This is a genomic window from Micromonospora sp. NPDC049274 (assembly GCF_040678875.1).
GTDB lineage: Bacteria > Actinomycetota > Actinomycetes > Mycobacteriales > Micromonosporaceae > Micromonospora.
Map to the genome: position 1 here is coordinate 43,250 of NZ_JBFAQS010000006.1, position 23,754 is coordinate 67,003.

Consider the following 23,754-nt stretch of genomic DNA (forward strand, 5'->3'; position numbering starts at 1 on the left):
AAGACTCCGGCCATGTCCGGCAGTGTACCGCGTTGCCGTACGGGTCGTCGGGGCGTGGGGTGACAGCGGGTCGATCCCCCAACTCGGCGAATATCCGCCCGTAAGCGGCGGACTACCTGCGGGGGTCGGCGATAACGACAAACATGGTTAGCCTGAGAGGCCAGTGAGAATCCTGCGGCATACGAGGCTCGACGTCGCGAACCCAACGGCGGGTCCAGGTGCTCTCTACAGAGCTGCCGTGACGGCGACGAGGAGGAGGCCCGTGACACAACAGACCTGGGACGAGGTGGGCGGCCGGTTGCCGCACGACGAGTTCCGCGCCGCCAGCGAGGCCATCGTGGCCAACATCGAGCAGGTCATCGAGGGCAAGACCGCCACCGTGCGGCTGGCCCTGGCCGTCCTGCTCGCCGAGGGCCACCTCCTCATCGAAGACGTTCCCGGCGTCGGCAAGACCAAGCTGGCCAAGGCCCTCGCACGGTCCATCGACTGCACGGTGCGCCGGATCCAGTTCACCCCCGACCTGCTGCCCAGCGATGTCACAGGCGTCAGCGTCTACAACCAGGAGACCCACGACTTCGAGTTCCGCCCCGGAGCGGTCTTCGCCAACCTGGTCGTCGGCGACGAGATCAACCGGGCCTCGCCGAAGACCCAGTCGGCGTTGCTGGAGTGCATGGAGGAACGGCAGGTCACCGTCGACGGCGTGACCTACCAGCTGCAGACCCCGTTCATGGTCATCGCCACTCAGAACCCGATCGAGATGGAGGGGACGTACCCGCTGCCCGAGGCGCAGCGCGACCGGTTCACCGCCCGGATCGCGATGGGTTACCCGGACGCCGGCGCCGAGCTGGCCATGCTGGACGGGCACGGCGGCACCGACCCGCTGAACGAGCTGCGCGCGGTCTCCGACGCGGACATCGTCCGGCAGCTCATCGCCACCGTCCGGCAGGTGCACGTCGCGGACGCCGTCAAGCAGTACGCCATCGACCTGGTCACCGCGACCCGTGAGGCCCCCGACCTGCGGCTGGGCGCGTCCCCCCGGGCGACCCTGCAACTGCTGCGCACGGCACGGGCGGTCGCCGCGCTGGAGGGCCGCGACTACGTCCTCCCCGACGACCTGCAGGCCCTGGCGGTGCCGGTGCTCGCGCACCGGATCATCCCGACGGCCGACGCGCAGCTCGCCCGACGCACCACCGACGCGATCGTCTCCGAGCTGGTGCACCGACTGCCGTTGCCGCACGACAGGCAACGCAACCCCTACGACACCCGGCCCGCCACCGGAAACGGTCGCGCGCCCTACGAGCCGCGGAGGCCGTGACGTGCGTGCCGGGCTGCGCGGGCTGACCACCCGCGGGCGCTCGTTCCTGGCGGCCGCGATCGCGGCGGCGATCTCGGCCCTCATCCTGGGCGAGAAGGACCTGCTCCGGGTGGCCGTGCTGCTGGCCGTCCTGCCGCTGCTGGCCGCCGCCTACGTGGGTCGCAGCCGTTACAAGCTGGCCTGTAACCGGTCGCTGGACCCGCACCGGGTTCCGGTCGGGGCCAACTCCCGGGTGGTTCTGCGCCTGCAGAACCTCTCCCGGCTGCCCACCGGCACCCTGCTGCTGGAGGACCGGCTGCCCTACGCGCTGGGCAGCCGACCCCGGGTCGTGCTGGAGCGGCTCGGCGCGCACCAGGCCAGCTCCGTGGCGTACACGGTCCGCGCCGACGTGCGGGGCCGGTACGACGTGGGCCCGCTGGTGGTCCGGATGACCGACCCGTTCGGTCTCTGCGAGCTCACCCGGGCCTTTCCCAGCACCGACCACCTGACGGTCATCCCGCAGGTCACCCCCCTGCCGTCGGTCCGGCTCCCCGGGGAGTACGCGGGCAGCGGCGACAGCCGGGCGCGTTCGGTGGCCGTGCACGGTGAGGACGACGCGGCGACCCGGGAGTACCGCCGCGGCGACGACCTGCGCCGGGTGCACTGGAAGTCCACGGCGCGCACCGGCGAGCTGATGGTGCGCCGGGAGGAGCAGCCCTGGGAGAGTCGGGCCACTGTCGTCCTGGACACCCGCGCGTACGGCCACCGGGGCGACGGCCCGACGGCGAGTTTCGAGTGGGCGGTCTCCGCCGCCGCGAGCGTCGCCGTGCACCTGCGGCAGGCCGGCTACAAGCTGCGTCTGGTCACCGGTTCGGGTGCCGACGTGGACGCCTCCGAGGGTGGCGGCGACGGTGTGCTGCTGGACCACCTGGCCGAGGTGCGGCTGGACCAGCGGGCCGAGCTGGCCGAACTGGTGCAGCGGGTCCGGCAGCGCGCCGACGGCGGCCTGATCATCGGGCTGTTCGGAACGGTGAGCGTCGCCGAGGCCGAGTTGCTGGCCGGGCTGCGGGGCAACGGCGCGACCTGCGTCGGTTTCCTGTTGGACAGCTCCACCTGGCTGAGCCTCCCGGAGAAGGCCCGCGCCGAGGCGGAGCACGCACACGGCGCTGCCGTGCTCGCCATGGTGCGCAGCGGCTGGCGGGTGGTCGGTGTCGACCACGGCAGCCGGCTGCCCGCGCTGTGGCCGCAGGCCGGCCGAGGATCCCAGGGCTTCGCCCTGCGCGCCGCGCTGGCCGAGACGGTCGCCGGCGGCGTGCGATGAACGGAAGGTTCCCCTCATGACCGCCAGCCGGAACACCGGCGCGGTGGCGGCCGCCGCGACACTGCTCGCCGCGGCGCCGCTGTCGGCCATCTTCCAGACCTGGACGTGGCTGGTCCAGTGCGCGATCACGGTCGCCGTCGTGGCCGGGGTCGCCGCGTTGACGCGGCTCGTCCGGGCCCCCCTGTGGGGCCAGGTGCTCGGCATGCTGGCCGCCCTGTTGCTCGCGTTGACCTGGCTGTTCCCCAGCGGCGGCGAGCTGCTGGCCTTCCTGCCCATGCCGGCCACGATCGGGCACTTCGCGGACCTGCTCACCGGCTCGATGCAGGACATGCGCTCGTACGGCGTCGAAGTTCCGGACACGGACCCGCTGCTGTTCATCACCGTGCTCGGCGTCGGCGGTGTGGCCGTGCTGGTGGACGTGCTGGCGGTGGGGCTGCGGCGGCCCGCGCTGGCCGGGCTGCCGATGCTCGCGATCTACTCGGTGCCCGTGGCCGTCTACGTGGACAGCGTCCCCCCGGTCCCGTTCGTGGTGGGCGCCGCCGGTTACCTGTGGCTGCTGGTCACCGACAACGTCGACCGGGTCCGCCGGTTCGGAAGGCGGTTCACCGGCGACGGCCGTGACGTCGACGTGTGGGAGGCGTCGCCGTTGGCCTCCGCCGGCCGTCGGCTCGCCGTGGTCGGCGTGGTGGTGGCCGTGGCGCTGCCGCTGGCGGTGCCCGGCATGACCGGCGGACTGCTCGACACGCTCTCCGGCGGCACGGGTAACGGCAGCGGCACCGGCCGGGGCGCGGGCGGCTCGTCCGGCCGGATCGACCTGTTCGCGTCGCTCGCCGGCCAGCTCAACCAGTCCGAGGTGGCCGACCTGGTCAAGGTGACCACGTCCGAGCCGGATCCCTTCTACCTGCGCTACGCGGTGGCCGACGAGCTGCGCCCGAGTGGTTTCCAGGCCCGCAGCCCCAGTGGCAGTCCGGCCAACCGGGATCTGCCGGAACCGAAGACGCGGCCCGGCCCGGGGGTGCAGCAGGCCCGCTACCAGGCGACCGTCGAGGTCACCAAGAACCTCAACATGTCCCTCATGCCGGTGTACGCCGAGCCGGTGCGCACCAAGGACCTCAACGGCAACTGGCTCTACGACTCCGATCGGCAGGTCGTCTTCTCCAACCGGGAAAAATCCCCCGGCCGGAAGTACTCCTTCGACTACGTCCGCTCGACGTACACGCCGGCGGCGCTGCGGGCCGCTGCGCCGCTGCCTGCCGACCACCCGGTCCGTCGCCAGTTCACCGCCACCCCCGGGCCGGTGCCCGAGGTGGAGGAGTTGGTCCAGGGGTTGACCCAGGGCAAGCGCACCGACTACGACCGTGTGCTCGCGATCTACCAGCACTTCTCGGCGGACAACGGGTTCAGCTACCGGCTCAGCACCGAGAGCGGCAGCAGCGGCCAGGACATCGTCAACTTCCTGACCAACAAGGTCGGCTACTGCCAGCAGTACGCGGCAGCCATGGCCTGGCTGGTCCGTGCGGCAGGGATCCCGTCCCGGGTCGCGTTCGGGTTCACCAATGGCAGCAAGCGCGACGGCAACACGTACACGCTGACGAACCTCAACCTGCACGCCTGGACCGAGGTCTTCTTCGACCAGATCGGCTGGGTGCCGTTCGACGCCACCCCGGCGTACGGCGTGCCCGGTTCCACCCGGTCGGCCTGGGCTCCGGACACTGACGCGCCCGAGCCTTCCACCCCGGAGACGGGCGCCACGGACAGCCCGACGGGTCCGGACTCGTCGGCGGGGCCGGCCGGCCCGGACAACGCCGACCGCGACACCGACTCCGGGCTCTCCCTCGGCGGTGAGAAGCCGGCCGAGCAGCCGCCGGTCTGGCCATGGTGGACGGCGGGCGTGTTGGCCCTGCTGGCGCTGCTGGCGGTGCCGGCGCTTCGTCGACGGGCGCTGCGCCGACGGCGGGCCGGCCGGGCGGACGCCACGGCGGCCACCGCCGTCCCCGCTGACACGCAGCCGGCCGACGGCGGGCGTGTGATGGTGGTTGAGGCGGACGCGAGCCGCGCCCGCGCGGACGCGCACGCCGCCTGGGCCGAACTGCTGGACACGCTCGTCGATTTCAAGGTCCGGGTCGACCAGACCGAGACGCCCCGGGCTACCGCGGACCGGCTGGTCCGCGAAGCTCTCGCCGATGACACAGCGGCGGTCGGGGCGGCGCGGCTGCTCGGCCGCGCGGAGGAGCGGGCCCGGTACGCGCGGGACCCGCTGACCGGCGAGCCGCTGCCGCCTGCTCTCCGCGCGGTCCGGGGGGGCGCTCGCCACCCGGGCGGATCGCCGGACACGACTGATCGCCAACGTGCTGCCTCCGTCGGTGCTGCTGCGCTGGCGGATCGCCCTGGCGGACGCCTCCGGCCGTCTGGTGGCGCTGACCGGCCGGATCCGCTATCGGCTGCTGCGCTGGAACCCGCGGCGGATGCTTGCCGACCGGGCGGCCCGCTGACCGACGCCCGTCAGCTTCGGGGCGGCGGTCACCGACCGTCGCCCCGAACGGTTTGATCGACTCCAGATCGGCGAGGCGGGTGGGTCCGAACGTCTGGATGCCCCACATCGGCGACCCGGAGTGGATCATCGCGCGCGGAGGGCGACGGGCGCGCGGAGGGCAACGGGCGCGCGGAGGGCAACGGGCGCGCGGAGGGCAACGGGCGCGCGGATACGACGGTGGTCGCCGGGGTATTCCCGGCGACCCGCTCGTCGCGGTGTACGGCCCGCCTCAGCGGCGGGACGGGCTCAGCGGTGCCCCTCCGGGCGCTGCCGCCACCTGTCTTCCATCCGGTCCAGGATCGACCGGCGGCGACCGGACCGGCCGCCGCGGGGACGACGACGACTCGTCGTGCCACCCACCACGTGCAGGTCGGGTGACTGCGCCCGCCGGTGCGACTGCACCGCGTACGCGGCCGACGCCAGCATGACGACGAAGCCCGCCACCGCCAGCGGTGGAGTCTTGATCACCGCGCCATAGACCAGTAGAGCCAAGCCAGCGATGATCACGCCGGCAGCGACGAGCAGGCGACGCCGCGCGTGGAAGCGCGGATCGCTGGCGCGCACGGCCGAGGCGAATTTGGGGTCCTCGGCAAGCGACCGCTCGATCTGCTCGAACAGCCGCTGCTCGTGCTCCGAGAGCGGCACGGCACTCCTCCCCGGTCACGTTGGTCGGGCCCACTCGGGCCGACAGACCGTGGCAGCCAACCGGCTGCTTACCCGCAAGTCTACGAGGGGGGTCGCGCGTCGGAAAGCGGGACGACCTACGGGTGGGGCGGATTTTCCTTTCGATGGGCGTCACGGTCGCCCATCAGACTGGCCGGACCTATGACGGACCGCCCGAATCGGGCAGCGGCGGCGTCCGCGGCAGCTTCCGCCTCCCGCCAACCGCGCTCCGGCGCGCCGAGGGTGAGTTGGCGGGGAGCGCCCTGCGCCGGGGCGAGCCCCTCCACCCGGACACCGACGAGCCGGATCCGCTCCCCAGGGTCGAGTGCGGTGTAGAGCGCCCAGACGGTGTCGAACATCTCGCGGGCCGTGTCGGTGGGCACGCCGAGGGTGCGGGAGCGGTTGACGGTGCGGAAGTCGGCCAGCCGTACCTTGAGAGTGACGGTGCGCCCGACCTGGCCGGAGCCGCGCAGCCGGACGCCGACCTTCGCGCTGAGCGCGAGCAGGGCGCGGCGGATCTCCACCGGGTCGGCCACGTCGACGTCGAAGGTGACCTCGGCGCCGATGGACTTGTCGATCTGCTCGGGGCTGACGCGCCGCGGGTCACGGCCCCAGGCCAGCTCGTGCAGGTGCGCGGCGGACGCCGCACCCACCGCCCGGCGCAGCATGCCCACCGGGGCGTCGGCGAGGTCGCCGACGGTGGCCAGGCCGAGCCGGCGCAGCGCCTCGGAGGCGCGCTCCCCCACCCCCCACAGGGCGTCCACCGGAAGCGGGTGCAGGAAGTCGAGGACCTGGCCCGGAGGCACGACCAGCAGGCCGTCGGGTTTGGCCCGGGTGGAGCCCAGCTTGGCCACGAACTTGGTCGGCGCCACCCCGACCGAGCAGGTCAGCGCCTGCTCGTCGGCGACCCGACGGCGGATCAGCCGGGCGATGGTCGCCGGGGAGCCGAACAGTCTGCGGGCACCTGTCACGTCGAGGAACGCCTCGTCGAGGGAGAGCGGCTCGACCAGCGGAGTGACGTCCCGGAAGATCTGCATGACCGCCCGGGACGCGGCCGTGTACGCGGTGAAGTCCGGAGGAAGGTAGACCGCGTGGGGGCAGCGGGCACGGGCCTGACTGGTCGGCATCGCGCTGCGGACGCCGTACCGGCGGGCCTCGTAGCTGGCCGAGCTGACCACGCCGCGCGGCCCCACACCGCCGACGATGACCGGCTTGCCGCGCAGCTCGGGGCGGCGGCGCACCTCGACGGCGGCGAAGAAGGCATCCATGTCGACGTGCAGGATCGGGCTGGCGGAGTCGTCGGCGTCCGGCCCGAAGCGCGGATCGTCGCCCCGGGGCAACGACTGGCTGCGGCCCATCCCGGCAGGTTAACCCGGGGGTACGACAGCACCACCGGCCGACCGGCCGGACCACGCGGGCTGAGCGCCGCACCGGCCCGGACCACGCCCGGCCCGGATCGCGCGTCGCTCAGCCCCGGACGACCAGCAGCGGCACTGTCAACTCGGCGGCGGTGTCCGCCCCGTGGTAGGCCACCAGCTTCGACGCCATCGGCCGCTCGGTGCGGCTGGCCATGACGGCGTACGTGTCGTTGCAGGTCACCACCACGTCGCCGATCCGTTCCAGGTGCTCCTCGGGCACCGGCCCGAACCAGCCGGAGGCCACCGTCTCGGCCCGGGTACGCACCCGGGCCGCGTCGCCGAGCACCTCCGACCAGGCGGCCACCACGTCGTCGACCGCGCCCGGCTCGACGTGCAGGTAGCGCACCCGGGCCTCACCGGCGACCACCCGGACCCCGTCGCGCAGCCGTGGATCGGTGTCCAGGTCGAAGCGGTGCGTCAGCGGCACGTCGAGCTGGCCGTGGTCGGCGGTCACCAGCAGCGCCGCGTCCGGCGGCAGCCCGTCGACGAGCCGGGCGAGCAGGCTGTCCACCTCGGTGGCGGCGACCCGCCAGGGCGCCGAGTCGACGCCACTGAGGTGCCCGTGCCGGTCCAGGTCGGCGTGGTAGCCGGAGACCAGGGTCGGCCCCGGGCCGGCGGACAGCGCGGCGAGCATGGTGGCCGCCACCTCGTCGGCGCCGGCGGCGCCCCGGAAGTCGCCGCCCCGGTTGGCGGCCAGTGTCAACCCGCTGCCGCCGAACTCCGGCCGGCTCACCACGCTCACCGCCACCCCGGCCGCGCGGGCCCGTTGGAGCTGCGTGGGCACCGGCTGCCAACGCAGCGGCGACGGGTCGGCGGCCCAGTCGGTGTGCGTGAGCACCCGGTCGGTGCCGGGCACCCGCACGGTGAAGCCGAGCACCCCGTGCGCGCCGGGCGCGACGCCGGTGCCCAGCGTCACCAGGCTGGTCGGGGTCGTGGACGGGAAGCCGGCGATGAGCGGCCGACCCACGGTCGCGGCCAGCCCGGCGAGCGTCGGCGCGTACGGCGCGGCGGTCGGCACCTGGTACCAGCCGAGCCCGTCGACAAGCAGGACGGCGATCCGGCGTACCCCGGCCAACGCGGGCACGAGCCCGAGCGGGTCGGTCGACCTGGGCACGCCCAGCACGGCGAGCGCGCTGGGCAGCACGTCGGCGAGCCGGTCCCCGCCGTCCGTCGGGCCGAGGACGGTAAGCGGCGGCGGCCCGGTCGGCGCGACGCTCATGCCGGCCGGCGGGCGAACAGGTGCAGCTGGGCGGCAAGATCCCGGTACGGCGATTGCGCCGCCAGCGCCAGTTCCAGCTCGACCAGGGCCGCGGACTGCCCGTCGGCGACCGCGGCCGGCAGCAGATCGGCCAGCACGCGTACCCCGTGGATCTCCTCGACCGCGAGCCCGGCGGCGGTGAGCAGCCCGGCGGCGCCGGGGGCGTCGTAGCGGCGGCGCAGCGTGTCGCGCGGCCCGGCGCTGCCGGCCGGGTCGGCGGCCAGCGCCGCCGCGACCTCCAGGTGGCCGTTCATGGCGCGGCCCAGCACGGCGGCGGCCCGCCCCGCGACCAGGACGCTCACCGCGCCACCGGGGCGCAGCGCGGTGGCGAGCGCGGCGACCACCGGCGTGGGGTCGTCGACGACCTCCAGGACGGCGTGGCAGAGCACCAGGTCGACACCGGCCGGCTCGACAAGCCCGGCCAGGGCGTCGCCGTCGCCCTGGACGGCCACGACCCGGTCGCCGACCCCGGCCTCGGCGGCCCGACGGGTGAGCGCCGCGAGGGCGTCCGGGCTCGCGTCGACGACTGTGACCCGGTGGCCGGCGCGGGCCAGCGGAACGGCGAAACCGCCGGTGCCGCCGCCCACGTCCAGCACCGTGAGCTCGGCGTCACCGCGCCGGTCCAGCTCGGCGCGCAGCACCGACCAGATCACTGCGGTACGGGGGGTCAGCGGCGGCACGGCGAACCGGCCTCGGGTCTGCTCCACCCGGTCGAGCCTAGTGGTCAGGACTCGGTGCCCTCGACCGCATCCTCGGCCCGGGATCGACGCTCGTTGGCCACCGGACCGTTCGTCACTTCGTACTCGCGGGGGTCGGCGAGGTGTGACGGCATCCAGCCGGCGCCCAGCCGGGTCCGTCGGGCGTTGGCGATTCCACCACCGGTGTACGTGTGGTTACTCAGCACTGTCGTTCCCCCTTACGGATCACGGGCCGCTCTGCCCGTTCAGGACGAGTCTCCCGCTCGGAGGCGTCGAAAACCGTAATGTGGATCACTGTCTCAGCGGAAGTCACGGGAGGCGGGACGGACCGGCGGGTCGATCGCGTCCAGTCGATCGGCGACCAGGTTGGTCACCCCCTCGTGCCGTTGCAGTCGCCCCCGGACCACAAGCGCGGCGCTGGTCCGCGCCACCCGCCGGTAGCGCTGCCACAGCCCCGGCGAGCAGGTGACGTTGAGCATCCCGGTCTCGTCCTCCAGGTTGAGGAAGGTGACCCCGCCCGCGGTCGCCGGACGCTGCCGGTGGGTGACGATGCCGCCGACCCGGATCCGTTGGCCGGGCTCCACCCGGCCGAGCCGGGCGATCGGCACCGCGCCGAGCACGTCGAGCTGACCCCTGATGAAGCGGGCCGGGTGGCTCTCCGGTGACAACCCGGTGGCCCACACGTCGGCGACCAGCCGATCCACCGCCTCCATGCCGGGCAGCGTGGGCGCCGTCGCGCCGGTCACCGTGCCGGGCAGCCGGCCCGGTCGGTCCTGGGCCGCCGCGCCGGCCGCCCAGAGCGCCTCCCGCCGGGTCAGGCCGAAACAGGCGAAGGCGTCCGCGGTGGCCAGCGCCTCCAGCTGCGCGGCGGTGAGACCGACCCGCCGGGCCAGATCAGGCATGTCGCGGTACGCCCCGCCGGCCGCCCGCTCGGCCTCGATCCGCTCCGCCACGTCGGCGCCGAGGGTACGCACGCTGGACAGCCCCAGCCGGACGGCCGGGCCGCCCAGCCCCCAGGCGTGCGGCGGCTCCCCCGGCCCGCTGCCCCACCGGGTGTCCGGGGTGGACTCCAGCACCGCCAGAGCTCCGCTGGCATTGATGTCCGGGCGACGGACCTCCACCCCGTGCCGGCGGGCGTCGTCGACAAGGGTCTGCGGGGAGTAGAAGCCCATCGGCTGGGCGTTGAGCAGCGCCGCCAGGAACGGCGCCGGGTGGTAGCGCTTGAGCCAGGAGCTGGCGTACACCAGGTAGGCGAAGCTCATCGCGTGGCTCTCCGGGAAGCCGTAGCTGGCGAACGCGGTGAGCTTGCGGTAGACGTCGTCGGCCAGCTCGCCGGTGATGCCCCGCTCGGCCATCCCGGCGTAGAGCCGGTCGGCGATGCGGGTCATCCGCTCGACCGAGCGTTTCGCGCCCATCGCCCGGCGTAGCTGGTCGGCCTCGGCCGCGTCGAAGCCGGCCAGGTCGATGGCGAGCTGCATCAACTGCTCCTGGAACAGCGGCACACCCAGGGTCTTCTCCAGCGCGTTGCGCATCAGCGGGTGCGCGAAGGTCACCGGCTCCTGGCCGTTCTTGCGCCTGATGAACGGGTGCACCGAGCCGCCCTGGATCGGGCCGGGACGGATCAGCGCCACCTCGACCACCAGGTCGTAGAACTCGCGGGGCTTGAGCCGGGGCAGGGTGGCCATCTGGGCGCGACTCTCCACCTGGAACACCCCTACCGAGTCGGCCCGGCAGAGCATGTCGTAGACCTCCGGGTCGTCCAGGGTCATGTCACCCAGGTCGAGGCTCTCACCGATCATGTCGTAGCCGTAGTGCAGCGCGGAGAGCATGCCGAGCCCGAGCAGGTCGAACTTCACCAGGCCGACGGCGGCGCAGTCGTCCTTGTCCCACTGCAGGACGCTGCGGCCGGGCATCCGCCCCCACTCCACCGGGCAGACCTCGATCACCGGTCGGTCGCAGATCACCATGCCGCCGGAGTGGATGCCCAGGTGCCGGGGGAACGTCTGCAACTCGTTCGCGTACTCCACCACCTGCTCCGGGATGCCCTCGACGTCGACCGTGGCGACGGACCCCCACCTGTCGATCTGCTTGCTCCAGGCGTCCTGCTGACCGGGCGAGAAGCCGAACGCCTTGGCCACGTCCCGTACCGCCGACCGAGGCCGGTAGGAGATGACGTTGGCGACCTGCGCGGCGTGCTCCCGGCCGTAGCGGGTGTAGACGTGTTGGATCACCTCCTCCCGACGGTCGGACTCGATGTCCACGTCGATGTCCGGTGGGCCGTCCCGCTCCGGGGCGAGGAACCGCTCGAAGAGCAGCCGGTGCCGGACCGCGTCCACGTTGGTGATCCGCAGCGCGTAGCAGACCGCCGAGTTGGCCGCCGAGCCCCGACCCTGGCAGTAGATGTCCTGCTCGCGGCAGAAACTGACGATGTCGTAGACCACCAGGAAATAGCCGGGGAAGCCCAGCTCCTCGATCATGTTCAGCTCGTGGTCGAGCTGCGCGTACGCCGTCGGGTGCGCCTGCGGCGGCCCGTAGCGCTCCCGCGCCCCGTCGGCGGTCAGCTTGCGCAGCCAGCTCATCTCGGTGTGCCCCGGCGGCACCGGGTACGCCGGCAGTTGCGGCGCGACCAGTTGCAGGTCGAAGGCCAGCTCGGCACCGAACTCGGCGGCCCGGGCCACCGCACCCGGGTACGCGGCGAACCGGGCCGCCATCTCCGCGCCACTGCGCAGGTGGGCGGTGGCCGCCGCGGGCAGCCAGCCGTCGATCTCGTCGAGGCTGCGCCGGGCCCGCACCGCGGCGACGGTGGTGGCCAACCGACGCCGGCCAGGGCTGGCGTAGTGCACGTTGTTGCTGGCCACCGTCGGCAGCCCGGCTGCGGCGGCCAGCTCGGCGAGCGCGTCGTTGCGGTCGGCGTCGATCGGATGACCGTGGTCGGTCAGCTCCACCGCCACCGTCTCCGCGCCGAACAGCGCGGTCAGCCGGTCCAGTTCGTGGGCCGCCGCGTCCACCCCCTCGGTGAGCAGCGCCCCCGGCACGTGCCCCTTGCGGCAGCCGGTCAGCACCAGGACGTGGTCGCGCAGCTCGGCGGCGACCTCCTCCAGCTCCCCGTACACCGGGCGGCCCTTCTCCCCACCGCGTAGCTGGGCGCGGGCGATGGTGGTGGCCAGCCGGGCGTACCCCTCGTGACCGTGCGCGAGCACCAGCAGGTGCGCGCCGTGCGGGTCGGGCTCGCCGTTCTGCGGACCGGGCAGCCCGAGGGACAGCTCCGCGCCGAAGATGGTCGGCAGGCCCAGCGTGCGGGCGGCCTCGGCGAAGCGGACCACCCCGTAGAAGCCGTCGTGGTCGGTGACGGCGAGCGCGCTGAGCCCCAACCGGGCCGCCTCCTCGGCCAACTCCTCCGGGTGGCTGGCACCGTCGAGGAAGCTGAAGTTGGTGTGCGCGTGCAGCTCCGCGTAGGGCACCACGCCGTCGGGGCGGGCCAGCTCCGGCGGCTGGTACTGCTCGCGCCGGCGACTCCAGGCCGGAGAGTCCCCACCGTCGGCGTCCACGGCGAGCGGGTCCACCACGTGCAGGTGCCGCTCGCCTCTGCTTCCCCGGTCGCCACCCGTCCGGGTGCCGCCGGCCCGCCCGGAGAGCACCCGCTCCAGCTCCGACCAGGGCATCTTCGGGTTGTGAAAGCTCACCCGGCCGCCACCTCGCCCGGCCAGAGCTTGATCGACTCGACCTCCTGAAAATCGGGCGGTCCGCACAGGCGGGACACCGCGGTTTTCAGGATGTCGAGTCGATCACGGCCCGGGGACCTGTGCTCAGTCATAGATCGCCTCCACCAGCCACTGCCCGGCCTCGACGGCGAGCAGCAGAGCGGTGCCGTCGGCGAGGCTGACCTGGAACCGGGCCCGCCGCCGCGCCTCGGCGGGGGCCCACCAGCGCTCGTCCACCGGCCACGGCCCGGCCCAGCCCACGATCTCCGCCGGTCGGCCGGTGCCGACCACCAGCCGAGCGGGAACAGCGCTCACCGCCAACCGCGCGCTGATCACCACCGGCTCGCCGGCAGCGTCGTGCACGGTCGCGGCGAGCGGGCTGGGCAGCACCACGGCGGGCGCGGGCGGCGGCAACCGGCCCGGCCACGGCGGAACTCCGCCCCCACCGTGGTCAGCGAGCCGACCGGCACCGCCAGCACGGCCACTGCCGGCACGGTCACTGCCGGCACGGCCACCGCCAGCACGGTCACTGCCGGCACGGCCACCGCCAGCACGGTCACTGCCGGCACGGCCACCGCCGGTGGCCGGATCGGCGCCGGCAACGGCCGGGGGGCCGGGCCGGGCGGGGAGGCGCTCGTCGCCCCACGGCACCAGGCGCACCTGGTCGGCCGGGGAACGCCCGCCGCCGAGCACCGCCGTGACCACCGCTTCCGGGCCGAGGATGCCCTGCACCCGACTCAATGCCCGGTGCGCCCGCTCCCGCTCCTCACCCGTCTCCCCCCAGAGGCCGGTCTGCAGGCCGGCCTGGGCGAGCACCCCGTCCGGGATCAGCCGCAGCCGGATGATGCCGGCCGTCGGCCGGGCCGGTCGGGCACCGGCGCGACCGTTGCTGCCGGAGAGCCAGCCGTCGAGCTGCCAGCGCACCCGGTCGGCGATCGCGGCGGCGGTGAGCAGGCCGTCGTGCCGCCACACGCGGTGCAGCTCCTGGCCGTGCTCGGTGACCGCCTCGATGCCGAGCCGGGTACAGGCCAGCCCGTGCCCGGCGAGCCGGTCGTGCAACTGCTCGGCCAACGCGCGGGCGGCGAACGCCGCAGCGTCGACCCGGTCGATCGGCTCGTCGTACGTGGAGGTCACCGTCAGGTCGGTCGGCGGCTGCCGGACGGCGAGCGGGCGGTGATCCCGGCCGGCGGCCAGCCGATGGGCCAGCGCACCGTCGAACCCGAATCGGGCCAGCACGTCGCCGGCCGGGAGCGCGGCGAAGTCGCCGAGGGTCCGCACCCCCAGCCGGCGCAGCAGATCGGCAAGTGCGGACCGGCCGAGCGCCTCGACCGGCATCCCGGCCAGGAACGCCGGTGTTCCGCCCGGCGCCACCACCCGGCCGGCGCGGGCGGCCAACCCCGCGGCGAACACCCCGTCGGCGATGCCCACCTGGCTCTCCACCAGACAGGACTGGGCGACGTGCTCGATGAGCCGTTCGGCGGCCGCCTCCTCACCGCCGAGGTAACGACTCGGGCCTCGGGCGGCAACCGCACAGGCGCCCGGCCGGACCACCTCGACGCCGGCGACCAGTTCCTCCAGCGCGGCGACCACCGGCTCGAACGCTCGGGCGTCCCGGCCCGGGTCGTACTCGATGACGGTGAGCTGTGGACAACGCCCCTGCGCCTCCCGCTTGCGCAGCCCTCGGCGTACGCCCTCGGCGCGTGCCCGCTCGGAGCAGGCGACCACCCGGTTGGCGTGCAGCACGGCGACAGCTTCGGTGGCCGGCACTCCGTCGACGATCTCGGCGGCGAGCACCGGCCAGTCCGGGCACCACAACAGCAGGGTCCGGATCGGCGCGCCGGTCACCCCGAGCCGACCAGGGCGAGCGGCACGGACGGACGGCTCACTGTCGACCGCACCGTCCGGGGAATGACCCGCGTGAGTTCGGCGCCGGGGAGCCAGACCTTGATCTCCTTGGGTCGGGCGGCTGCTCCGCGCCCGCGCGCCGAGACGGTGACCTCCCGGCGACGCAGCCGTCCCCGGCCCTGGCCGAGCCCTTCCCAGACACCACGGACCACCTGCAACGTCACGTCCGCGCCGTCCCACCTGCCGTACGGAACGAGCACGCTGCCGCGCTGCCGGGCCCGCGCGGCCAACCGGGTGGCGACCGAGGCGGAGACCGCGGCGGGTACGGCGGTGACCACGACGTCCACCCCGTCGATCAGCGCGGCGACCACTGTGGCCCACTCGGGGCCGGGATTCGGCACCAGAGCCAGCCGGTCCAGGGCGATGCCCAGCTCGGCTGCCGCACCCGCGCCGAACGTCGGCACGCCGACCACGGCGCACCACGAACCGGCTCGGGACGCCTCGGCCAGCAGGGCCAGCACCAGCGAGGTGCCGCCACTGCGTCGGGGCTGACCGGCGGCGACCGCGATCGTGCTGCCCCGGCGCAGGCCCCGGTTGGGCAGCAGGCCGGTCAGCTCGGGCGCGACCGGCAGCACCCGGTGGCCGCCGACCGGATCGGGTGCGCTCGCCGGACGTACCAGATCGGCCAGTGCGGCGGAACCGACCACCATGCGGCCCGCCATGGGACCAACCCCCCGTCGTTGCTGTGGAACAGATCAGGACCGACGCACCGTGACGCCGCCCGCCCGGCTTCCCTTCCAGGCGGTCGGCGTCACGGTGGGCTCACGCGGCGAGGCCGTCCAGGGCCGGTTGGTGCGCCACGCCGAGCGCGGTCTCCACCACCGTGACGAACTGTTCGGCGGCGCGGAGCAGATCGTCGGCCTCCCGGGCGCTGACCACCCGGGGGATGCCTGCTTCGGCGGCGGCTCGTTTGCTGGCCCCGGCGGCGAAGAACCGGGACCACTCGTCGAGCTCGGGAGCGACGGCGCAGAGCAGGACCCAGACGCTGGTGATCCGGTTACGCCGGCTCGGGGCGGGTCGGGCCCGGGCGGCGAGCAGGGCGGCCGCCGCGCGCAGCGCCGCCAGGTGGGCGGCCGCGTAGCGCAGGCCGTCTGGTCGGGTCTGGCCGGCCTCGACCAGCCCACGGCGGGCCAGGGTGAGGAGCTGGGCAGGGGTGCGGTGCGGCAGCACGTGCGCCGGCACCGTCGGTGCCTGAGCCGGGTTGGTCGGCATGGACTGTCTCCTCCACGTGGCCGGGGCGTCGGCCGGGGCAGTGGTGCCGCCGACGAGACGCCGAGGTCGGGTGGTGCGGAGGAAGACGCACCGGGGGCGGCCGGCCGGGTGTGGATGCTTCCCCACACCACACCCGGCCGGCGTACCGGCGGGTTCGTCGCCCGCCGCCCGGGGGTCGTGGGCGGCGAGCGACGCTCCTGCCTGATGGGACCGGGCTCGCGACTGCCCGGAAACCCAGGTGCGGCCCGCGAAGCCACACCGCCCGGAGCTGGCGCCGCGAAACACCGCGCTCCGGCTGGTTGGAACGGGCGTTCGAGGCAATCGAACACTCGTTCTAACTGCTGCTGACAGTACACCTCCCCTCCGACGAAAATGCAACGTGTGACGCGCCGTGGCTCGCCGTCGATGGACACCGGGGTGAAACGACGCACGGCAGACCGGGAAGAATGCCCCCATGCAGCCACACCCGAACGTACGGGCGGTGCAGGACGCACTCGACGGAGCCGGGGCGCGCGACGGCGCCGGCCAGCCCAGCACGGTCCGCCTGCTGCCCGACGCGGTGCACACCGCGGGCGGCGTACCGCGGGCGGTCTTCCCGACCACCTACGCCGAACTGCTGCGCGTCACCGCCGGCACCCCGGCCGAGGTGGCGTGAACGCCGTACCGGAGCTGGTCACCCTGCACGTGTGGCGGACCTCCCGCGGCGCGCTGCCCCGGGCGCTGACCCGGATGGCGGTGGACCCGCGTCGGCTGCGGGCCCTGCCGGGCGTCCGGTTCGGCAAGCTGCTGGGCACGGGGACCGGCACCGGCTTCGGGCCGGGCGACGCCGACCTGACCCGGTGGGCGGCGCTTACCGTCTGGGACTCCCCCGCCGCGGCGGCCGGCTTCGACGACTCGCCGGTCGGACGCGCCTGGGCGCGGATCGCCCACGCCCAGGCCCGGGTCGACCTGCGTCCGCTGAGCAGCCGGGGCGAGTGGTCCGGCCAGCGGCCGTTCGGCGAGCCGCCGGGCGGCCGGGTCAGCGGCCCGGTGCTGGCGCTGACCCGGGCCCGGTTGCGAGCCCGCCGGGCGGCCACCTTCTGGCGGGCGATCCCGCCGGTGGCCGCCGCCCTGCGCGACGCGCCCGGATTGCTGGCCCGGTTCGGCGTCGGTGAGGCCCCGCTGGGTTGGCAGGGCACGGTGAGCGTGTGGCGTGACCCGACGGACCTGGTGGCGTTCGCGTACCGTCACCCGGAGCATCGGGCGGCGATCATGCGAACCCCCACCGCGGGCTGGTACGCCGAGGAGCTGTTCGCCCGGTTCGAGGTACGCGACGTGGCCGGCGACCGGACGGTCCTCGGGTGGGTCGCCGACGACGACCAGGCGACAGTGAAGGGTGGACGGGCATGAGGTTGGTGCGCTGGACGCCGGACGATCTCGTCCGACGGCTGGACGACGTGGTGGCCGTCTACGGCGAGGCGATGGGATACCGCACCGACCTGCTGGAGGCCCGGCGCGGCTACATCGCCACCCACGTCCGCCGGCCCGGGTTCCGGGCCGTGGCCAGCCTGACCAGCGAGGGTCGCCTCGCCGGCTTCGGGTACGGCTATCTGGGCGGTCCGGGCCAGTGGTGGCACGACCAGGTGTACCGGGCGCTGGACGGCCCGACCCGCAAGCGTTGGCTCACCCATTGCTTCGAGGTGGTCGAGCTGCACGTCCGCCCGCCAGCGCAGGGGCACGGGCTGGGCGCCGGGCAGTTGCGGGCGCTGCTCACGATGGCCGAGGGCGACACCACGCTGCTGTCCACCCCGGAGGCCGAGGAGCAGACCTCGCGGGCCTGGCGGCTGTACCGGCGGTTCGGCTTCGTCGACGTGCTGCGCGACTTCCACTTCCCCGGTGACGAACGGCCCTTCGGCGTGCTCGGTCGAGATCTGCCGCTTGAGCCGTCCGCGTCATGACCCGGCGGATCTCCTGGACGCTGCTGGCCGTCCTGGTGCTCGCCCAGATCTGCTACCCGCTGACCACCGGCGCCACCCGGGCCGGGCTGACCGTGGCCACTGTCGTGCTCGGCTGGCTGCTCTCGGTCGGTCACGCGCTGCTCAGTCGCGGGCCCCGGGTCGCGGCGGCGCTGGTCGCGGTGGCCACCGGCGGCGGGTTCGCGATCGAGGCGATCGGGGTGGCCACCGGTGTGCCGTTCGGCAGCTACGACTACTCGGGTGAGCTGGGCCCCAAGCTGGCCGGTGTGCCGTTGATCATCCCGCTGGCGTGGACCTGGATGGCCTGGCCGGCGTGGCTGGCCGCGGTCCGCCTAACCGGCGGCAGCGGCACACCGAACGGCAGCGGCACGCCAGTCGGCAGCGGCACGTCGACCGGGAACGGCACGCCAGCCGGCGGCGGCACGACAGTCGGCCGGTGGGTGGGCAGGATCGTGTTGGCCGCGGTGGGGTTGGCCGCCTGGGATCTCTTCCTCGACCCGCAGATGGTCGCCGAGGGCTACTGGGTCTGGCGGGACGCCACCCCGGCGCTGCCCGGCCTGGCCGGCATCCCGGTCAGCAACTACCTGGGTTGGCTGCTCTTCGCGGTGCTGCTGATGAGCGCGCTGCGCCCGCTGGCCGGGCCGGCAGCCGAGCACACCGATCGGCGGGACCATCCGATGATCGCGCTGTACCTGTGGACGTACTTCTCCAGCATCCTGGCCCACGCGGTCTTCCTGGACCTGCCCGCGTCGGCGCTCTGGGGCGCGGCCGGCATGGCGGTCACCGCCGTGCCGTTGGCGGTGACCCTGCTGCGCGCCCGCCGGCCCCACCACGCGCGCCGGGACGACCACCAACCGCACCGTCCCGGCGTCGACGCGACCCGATGATCGTCCTGGTCGCCCTGCTGCTCGCCGTCGCCGCGCTGACCGGGCACACCTGGGTCAACGCCGCCGGATGGCTGCGCCGACCCACCGACCGGCCCGACGAGGTCGACGAGCCGGTGGCCGTCCTGCTGCCGCTGCGCGACGAGGCCACCCGCCTCACGCCCTGCCTCCGCGCCCTGCTCGCCCAGCGTGGCGTGCCGGCGCTGCGCATCGTGGTCCTCGATGACGGTTCCACCGACGGCACCGCCGACGTGGTCCGCGCGGTCGTCGGCGACGACCCGCGGGTCACCCTGCTCAGCGGGGTCGCCCCGCCGCCGGGCTGGCTGGGCAAGCCGCACGCCTGCTGGCAGTTGGCCACCCGGGCCGACCCGTCGGCCACCGCGCTGGTCTTCGTCGACGCCGACGTGGTGCTCGCCCCGCACGCCGTGGCCGCCGCCGTCACCGAGCTGCGCGCCGCCCGCGTGACGCTGCTGTCGCCGTACCCCCGGATCGTGGTGGCGACGGCTGCCGACCGGCTCGTACAGCCGCTGTTGCAGTGGTTGTGGTTGACCTTCCTGCCGCTGCGGGCGATGGAGCGCTCGCGGCGGCCGTCGCTGGCCGCGGCGGGCGGGCAGTTCCTGGTGGTGGACCGGGCCGGCTACACCGCCGCCGGCGGTCACGCCGCCGTCGCCGACAAGATCCTGGAGGACGTCGAGCTGGCCCGGGCGCTCAAGCGCGCCGGCGGGCGGATCGCCCTGGCCGACGGCTCCCGGCTGGCCACCTGCCGGATGTACGACGACTGGCCGCAACTGCGCGACGGGTACTCGAAGTCGCTCTGGGCGTCGTTCGGGCACCCCGGCGCGGCGGCCGCCGTGGTGACGCTGCTGCTCCTGCTCTACACCGCCCCGCCGCTGGTCGCGCTGGTCGGCCTCGTGGCCGGCTCGGCGCAGGTAGCCGTCGTGGGGCTGGCGGGCTACCTGCTCGGGGTGGCCGGACGGGTGCTCACGGCCCGCGCGACAGGCGGCCGGTGGTGGCCCGACGCGCTCGCACACCCCGTGTCGGTCGTGGTCCTCGGTTGGTTGACGCTGCGGTCGTACCATCTGCGAAAGCGACGCCGCCTGACCTGGCGGGGCCGCCCGGTCAGCTAGGAGGCGCGGCATGGCGCGGATCGTGGTCGTCGGCGCCGGGGTGGGTGGCCTCGCCACCGCCGCCCGGCTGGCCGCAACCGGGCACCAGGTGACCGTCTTCGAGGCCGCCGACACGGTCGGAGGCAAGCTCGGCAGGTACGCGCACCACACCCCGGCCGGGGCGTTCCACTTCGACACCGGGCCGAGCCTGCTCACCCTGCCCGAGGTCTTCCACGACCTGTTCGAGGCGACCGGGGCGAAGCTCGACGAGTACCTGGACCTGACGCCGCTGGACCCGATCGTCCGGCACGTCTTTCCCGGTGGTGGCCCTTCCCTGGATTCGTGCGCCGACCCGGTGGAGTTCGCCACCCGGATCGGAGCCGCCCTCGGCGACCGGGCGGCGGCCGACTGGCAGCGACTGTGGCACCGCGCCGAACGGGTGTGGCGGGCCTCCGAACGGGACATCCTGCGCCGTACCGTCGACTCCCCCCGCGACCTCGCGTCGCTGGCCTGGCGCGTCGGCGACCTGGCCGCCATCGCCCCGGGCCGCACCCTGCGCGGCCTGGGCCGCCGGCACCTGTCCGACCCGCGGCTACGGATGCTGCTGGACCGGTACGCCACCTACACCGGCGCCGACCCGCGCCGGGCGCCGGCGGCGCTGGTCGCGGTCCCCTACGCCGAGCTGACCTACGGCGGGTGGTACCTGCGTGGCGGGCTGGGCACGCTCGCCGACGCGCTGCTGACCCGCTGCCTGGACCTCGGCGTGGTCGTGCAGACCGGCACCGCGGTGACCCGGATCGACGCGGCGGGCGGGCGGGTGCACGGGGTACGCCTCGCCGGCGTCACCGCGCCGGTGCCCGCCGACGTGGTGGTGGCAAACGTCGACGCGCTCACCGTCTACCGTGACCTGCTGCCACACGCGCGCCGGCTGGCCACGTTGACCGACCGCAGCCTCGCCGGTTTCGTGCTGCTGCTCGGCGTCTCCGGCGACACCGGCCTGGCGCACCACAACGTCTTCTTCCCGCGTGACTACGACGCGGAGTTCGACGCGGTCTTCGGCGACCCGGGGCGGGGCGTACGTGCCCGGCCGGCGACCGACCCGACGGTCTTCGTCACCGTGGCCGACGACCCGATGGTCCGCCCGGCCGGGCACGAGGCGTGGTTCGTGCTTGTCAACGCCGCCCGGCAGGGCACCGCCGGTGGCGCGGTCGACTGGCGACGCCCGGGGCTGGCCGACGCGTACGCCGACCGGATCCTGGACGTCCTGGCCGAGCGCGGCGTCGACGTGCGGGACCGGTTGCTGTTCCGCGAGGTGCGGACCCCGGCCGACCTGGACGCGGCGACCGGTGCGCCGGGCGGCACGATCTACGGCACCGCCGGTGGGCTGCTCCGCCCGGCCAACCGGGGTCCGGCGCACGGGTTGTGGCTGGTGGGCGGCTCCAGCCACCCCGGCGGCGGCCTGCCCATGGTGACCCTCTCCGCGCAGATCGTCGCCGACGAGATCGGCCCCGCCTGGTAGGCCGCCCGCTCAGCTCAGCCGGCGTCGAGCAGGGCGCGGCGGACGGTGGAGAGCAACTGCCCCAGCCCGAAGCCGGCCAGCAGCACCCACACCGCCGTCGCCATGGTGATGGTGCCGGCGGCCAGGTCCGGCTCGATCAGACCGGCCAGTCCGGCGACCACCAGGCCCGCCAGCGCGACCGAGACCCGGGTGGGTCGTTCGCCGACGGTCACCGCGCCGATGTCGCGCATCCCGGCGGAGACGGCGCGGGCCCGGACGTACTCGTGCAGCCAGGACAGCGCGCCGCCCGCCACGACAAGCGCGCCCGGCGCGCCGACCAGCCAGAACGCCAGCAGCCACGCCACCTCGCCGAGCCGGTCGGCCAGCGAGTCGTAGACGTAGCCGAGCCGCGTGGTGCGGCCGGTGGCGACCGCCACCGCACCGTCCACGCTGTCGGCCACCGCGGCGAGCAGCACGAACAGCGCGCCGAGGAACGGGCCGTCGCCGGGCCGGGTCGCCAGCAACGGTACGCAGAAGCAGAGCAGCACCCCCACCACGGTGACCGGGGTGGGGCCGACCCGCAGCCGACCCAGCACATACCCGACGTGGTACGCGAACCGCAGCCAGGCGCGCACCACCGGCGCGGCGACCCGCGGGTCGAACCCGCCGTGCAACCGCGCCCACGCCGTGGCGTACTGGTCCCAGTTCAGCTGTGTGCCCACCTGAGGATCAACCGTAGTGCCGGGCATCAGGTGTCGCAGACTTCCGCTTTCACACCCGCGCGCCGGCCTTGAGGTTCTGCCAGACCTCCCGCGTGGCGGTGGACCGGTTGAGGGTGATGAAGTGGATTCCCGGAACGCCCTCGTCCAGCAGTCGACGGCACATGTCGCTGGCCTGCTCGATGCCGAGCCGGCGCACCGCCTCCGGGTCGTCGGCCACCCGCTCGAAGCGCTCCGCCAGCGCCGACGGGAAGGGCGCCCCGGACAGCTGCACGGACCGCTCGATGGTGCCGATCTGGGTCACCGGCATCACCCCGGCCAGGATGGGGGTGTCGCAGCCGGCGGCGGCCACCCGGTCGCGCAGGCGCAGGTAGTCGTCGGCCTCGAAGAACATCTGCGTGATCGCGAACTCGGCGCCGGCCCGGCACTTGCTGACGAACTGCGCGGTGTCGCTTGCCACGTCGGGCGAGCGGGGGTGCTTGTACGGGAAGGCCGCCACGCCGACGCTGAAGTCACCGGAGTCGCGCACCAGCCGGACCAGGTCCTCGGCGTAGTCGACGCCCTCGGGATGCCGGACCCACTCGCCGCCCGGGTTGCCCGGCGGGTCACCGCGTACGGCCAGCACGTTGCGCACCCCGACCCCGGCGAGGCGGCCGATCACGTGTCGCAGCTCGGCCACGGAGTGGTTGACAGCGGTCAGGTGCGCCATCGGCAGCAGGGTGGTGTCGGTGGCGATCCGCTCGGTCACCGCGACTGTGGTGTCCCTGGTCGAACCGCCCGCGCCGTAGGTGATCGACACGAACGACGGGCGCAGCGACTCCAGCTCACGGATCGCCTGCCAGAGCAGCCGCTCCCCCGCCTCGGTCTTGGGCGGGAAGAACTCGAACGAGAAGGTCGGCTGGCGGTCACGGATGAGCTCCCCGATCGCCGGCTGCGGATTGGGGAGTACCGAGGGAAGACCGAGCGCCACGACCCGACTCTAGCTGGCGACGCCATCGACACCCAGACGCTTCCCACCGGCGGGGAAGACCGTCGTACCCCGGGGGTAGGAAGGAGGGGCGCGGGAGGGGCGGTGGGGGCCGGCCCGGGGGTCCGGCGCGGGGGTCATCGCAGCCGAGAGGTGCACCGGTCCCGTCCCCTCGGACGGGTGGGTGTCACCGCGCCGACGTCCCGCCGGGAGGACCCATGACCTCGCCCCCACCGCCGACCCGCACCCCGCTCGGGCCGCTCCTGGTCCGGCATCGGCGGGCCCGGGGTTGGAGCCAGCGGCGCACCGCCGCCGAGTTGTGCGCCGCCGCGGGCGTGCCGACGTTGAGCCGCCACGAGGTGTCCCGGTGGGAACGGCAGCGGCGCGTGCCCGGCGGGTTCTGGCTCGGTTGGCTCGCCGTCGTGCTGGACGTACCGGTGGTGGTGCTGGCCGAGGCGGCCGCGCGCACCCGCCGAACCCGCCGGACGACAGCCGCCGGGCCGGGCCGGCGCGGGGTGGCGGGTGCGCGGCCGGCTGGCCGGGCCGGTCCGGGTTACGCCGGCGGGCGTCCCGGCGGGACTGCGCGTGGCGGTGGAGCGCGATCCAGGGCGACCCGCTAGCG

The 23,754-nt window shown here is 74.4% G+C and carries 21 protein-coding genes and 1 pseudogene; 10 read left to right on the forward strand and 12 right to left on the reverse strand.

Annotated features, from left to right (window positions below; genetic code table 11):
- Positions 1-262: 262 nt before the first annotated feature.
- The 3 genes and pseudogenes from AB0K10_RS13275 to AB0K10_RS13285 all read left to right on the forward strand — a co-directional run bounded on the left by AB0K10_RS13275 (position 263) and on the right by AB0K10_RS13285 (position 5,107).
- Positions 263-1,315: a MoxR family ATPase gene (locus AB0K10_RS13275; RefSeq protein ID WP_363683020.1), complete on the forward strand. Its 1,053-nt coding sequence runs from the start codon at positions 263-265 to the stop codon at positions 1,313-1,315.
- A 1-nt stretch (position 1,316) separates the two neighbouring features.
- Positions 1,317-2,615 (forward strand): DUF58 domain-containing protein, encoded by a 1,299-nt coding sequence (locus tag AB0K10_RS13280; RefSeq protein ID WP_363683022.1) that lies wholly within the window; start codon positions 1,317-1,319, stop codon positions 2,613-2,615.
- A gap of 16 nt (positions 2,616-2,631) precedes the next feature.
- Positions 2,632-5,107: pseudogene (locus tag AB0K10_RS13285) on the forward strand (DUF3488 and transglutaminase-like domain-containing protein).
- A gap of 287 nt (positions 5,108-5,394) precedes the next feature.
- Here the strand turns inward: AB0K10_RS13285 and AB0K10_RS13290 are convergent.
- From AB0K10_RS13290 to AB0K10_RS13335, 10 genes are all read right to left on the reverse strand, one after another.
- Positions 5,395-5,793 carry a DUF3040 domain-containing protein gene (locus tag AB0K10_RS13290; RefSeq protein WP_358102513.1) on the reverse strand — a complete coding sequence of 133 codons (399 nt, stop codon included), beginning with the start codon at positions 5,791-5,793 and terminating at the stop codon, positions 5,395-5,397.
- 116 nt (positions 5,794-5,909) lie between these two features.
- Complete coding sequence (locus tag AB0K10_RS13295) at positions 5,910-7,169, reverse strand: DNA polymerase IV (protein WP_363683024.1); 1,260 nt, start codon at positions 7,167-7,169, stop codon at positions 5,910-5,912.
- 109 nt (positions 7,170-7,278) lie between these two features.
- Complete coding sequence (locus AB0K10_RS13300; RefSeq protein ID WP_363683026.1) at positions 7,279-8,448, reverse strand: nucleotide pyrophosphatase/phosphodiesterase family protein; 1,170 nt, start codon at positions 8,446-8,448, stop codon at positions 7,279-7,281.
- A complete protein-coding gene (locus AB0K10_RS13305) occupies positions 8,445-9,215 on the reverse strand; it encodes a methyltransferase domain-containing protein (protein WP_363683611.1) in 771 nt (256 codons plus the stop codon). The genes AB0K10_RS13300 and AB0K10_RS13305 overlap by 4 nt, the downstream gene beginning before the upstream one ends.
- Positions 9,212-9,391 carry a hypothetical protein gene (locus AB0K10_RS13310; protein WP_363683648.1) on the reverse strand — a complete coding sequence of 60 codons (180 nt, stop codon included), beginning with the start codon at positions 9,389-9,391 and terminating at the stop codon, positions 9,212-9,214. Before AB0K10_RS13310 ends, AB0K10_RS13305 begins: the two co-directional genes overlap by 4 nt.
- Positions 9,392-9,484: 93 nt before the next feature.
- Positions 9,485-12,868, reverse strand: a complete 3,384-nt coding sequence (locus tag AB0K10_RS13315) for an error-prone DNA polymerase (protein WP_363683028.1) — start codon at positions 12,866-12,868, stop codon at positions 9,485-9,487.
- Complete coding sequence (locus tag AB0K10_RS13320; protein ID WP_363683030.1) at positions 12,865-12,999, reverse strand: hypothetical protein; 135 nt, start codon at positions 12,997-12,999, stop codon at positions 12,865-12,867. Before AB0K10_RS13320 ends, AB0K10_RS13315 begins: the two co-directional genes overlap by 4 nt.
- Complete coding sequence (locus tag AB0K10_RS13325; protein ID WP_363683032.1) at positions 12,992-14,731, reverse strand: DNA polymerase Y family protein; 1,740 nt, start codon at positions 14,729-14,731, stop codon at positions 12,992-12,994. The genes AB0K10_RS13320 and AB0K10_RS13325 overlap by 8 nt, the downstream gene beginning before the upstream one ends.
- Positions 14,728-15,453 (reverse strand): hypothetical protein, encoded by a 726-nt coding sequence (locus tag AB0K10_RS13330; RefSeq protein ID WP_363683034.1) that lies wholly within the window; start codon positions 15,451-15,453, stop codon positions 14,728-14,730. The genes AB0K10_RS13325 and AB0K10_RS13330 overlap by 4 nt, the downstream gene beginning before the upstream one ends.
- A gap of 100 nt (positions 15,454-15,553) precedes the next feature.
- Positions 15,554-16,003 carry an SAV_6107 family HEPN domain-containing protein gene (locus AB0K10_RS13335; protein WP_007463070.1) on the reverse strand — a complete coding sequence of 150 codons (450 nt, stop codon included), beginning with the start codon at positions 16,001-16,003 and terminating at the stop codon, positions 15,554-15,556.
- 454 nt (positions 16,004-16,457) lie between these two features.
- Here AB0K10_RS13335 and AB0K10_RS13340 point away from each other — a divergent pair, with 454 nt between their 5' ends.
- Genes AB0K10_RS13340 through crtI form a run of 6 tightly spaced genes read left to right on the forward strand, consistent with a single transcriptional unit; the run spans position 16,458 to position 21,467 of the window.
- A complete protein-coding gene (locus AB0K10_RS13340; protein ID WP_363683036.1) occupies positions 16,458-16,658 on the forward strand; it encodes a hypothetical protein in 201 nt (66 codons plus the stop codon).
- A complete protein-coding gene (locus AB0K10_RS13345) occupies positions 16,655-17,392 on the forward strand; it encodes a monooxygenase (RefSeq protein ID WP_363683038.1) in 738 nt (245 codons plus the stop codon). The genes AB0K10_RS13340 and AB0K10_RS13345 overlap by 4 nt, the downstream gene beginning before the upstream one ends.
- Positions 17,389-17,940 (forward strand): GNAT family N-acetyltransferase, encoded by a 552-nt coding sequence (locus AB0K10_RS13350; protein WP_363683040.1) that lies wholly within the window; start codon positions 17,389-17,391, stop codon positions 17,938-17,940. Before AB0K10_RS13345 ends, AB0K10_RS13350 begins: the two co-directional genes overlap by 4 nt.
- A complete protein-coding gene (locus AB0K10_RS13355) occupies positions 17,937-18,845 on the forward strand; it encodes a carotenoid biosynthesis protein (RefSeq protein ID WP_363683042.1) in 909 nt (302 codons plus the stop codon). The genes AB0K10_RS13350 and AB0K10_RS13355 overlap by 4 nt, the downstream gene beginning before the upstream one ends.
- A complete protein-coding gene (locus AB0K10_RS13360) occupies positions 18,842-19,969 on the forward strand; it encodes a glycosyltransferase family 2 protein (RefSeq protein WP_363683044.1) in 1,128 nt (375 codons plus the stop codon). Before AB0K10_RS13355 ends, AB0K10_RS13360 begins: the two co-directional genes overlap by 4 nt.
- A gap of 10 nt (positions 19,970-19,979) precedes the next feature.
- A complete protein-coding gene (crtI, locus tag AB0K10_RS13365; RefSeq protein ID WP_363683046.1) occupies positions 19,980-21,467 on the forward strand; it encodes a phytoene desaturase family protein in 1,488 nt (495 codons plus the stop codon).
- Between the two features lie 14 nt (positions 21,468-21,481).
- Here the strand turns inward: crtI and AB0K10_RS13370 are convergent, their stop codons facing one another.
- Together AB0K10_RS13370 and metF are read right to left on the reverse strand one after the other, a co-directional pair.
- A complete protein-coding gene (locus AB0K10_RS13370) occupies positions 21,482-22,195 on the reverse strand; it encodes a CDP-alcohol phosphatidyltransferase family protein (RefSeq protein ID WP_363683048.1) in 714 nt (237 codons plus the stop codon).
- Between the two features lie 22 nt (positions 22,196-22,217).
- Complete coding sequence (gene metF, locus AB0K10_RS13375) at positions 22,218-23,135, reverse strand: methylenetetrahydrofolate reductase [NAD(P)H] (RefSeq protein ID WP_363683050.1); 918 nt, start codon at positions 23,133-23,135, stop codon at positions 22,218-22,220.
- 215 nt (positions 23,136-23,350) lie between these two features.
- Here metF and AB0K10_RS13380 point away from each other — a divergent pair, with 215 nt between their 5' ends.
- On the forward strand, positions 23,351-23,752 hold the full coding sequence (locus AB0K10_RS13380; RefSeq protein ID WP_363683052.1) for a helix-turn-helix domain-containing protein: 402 nt from the start codon (positions 23,351-23,353) through the stop codon (positions 23,750-23,752).
- The last annotated feature ends 2 nt before the right edge of the window (positions 23,753-23,754 follow it).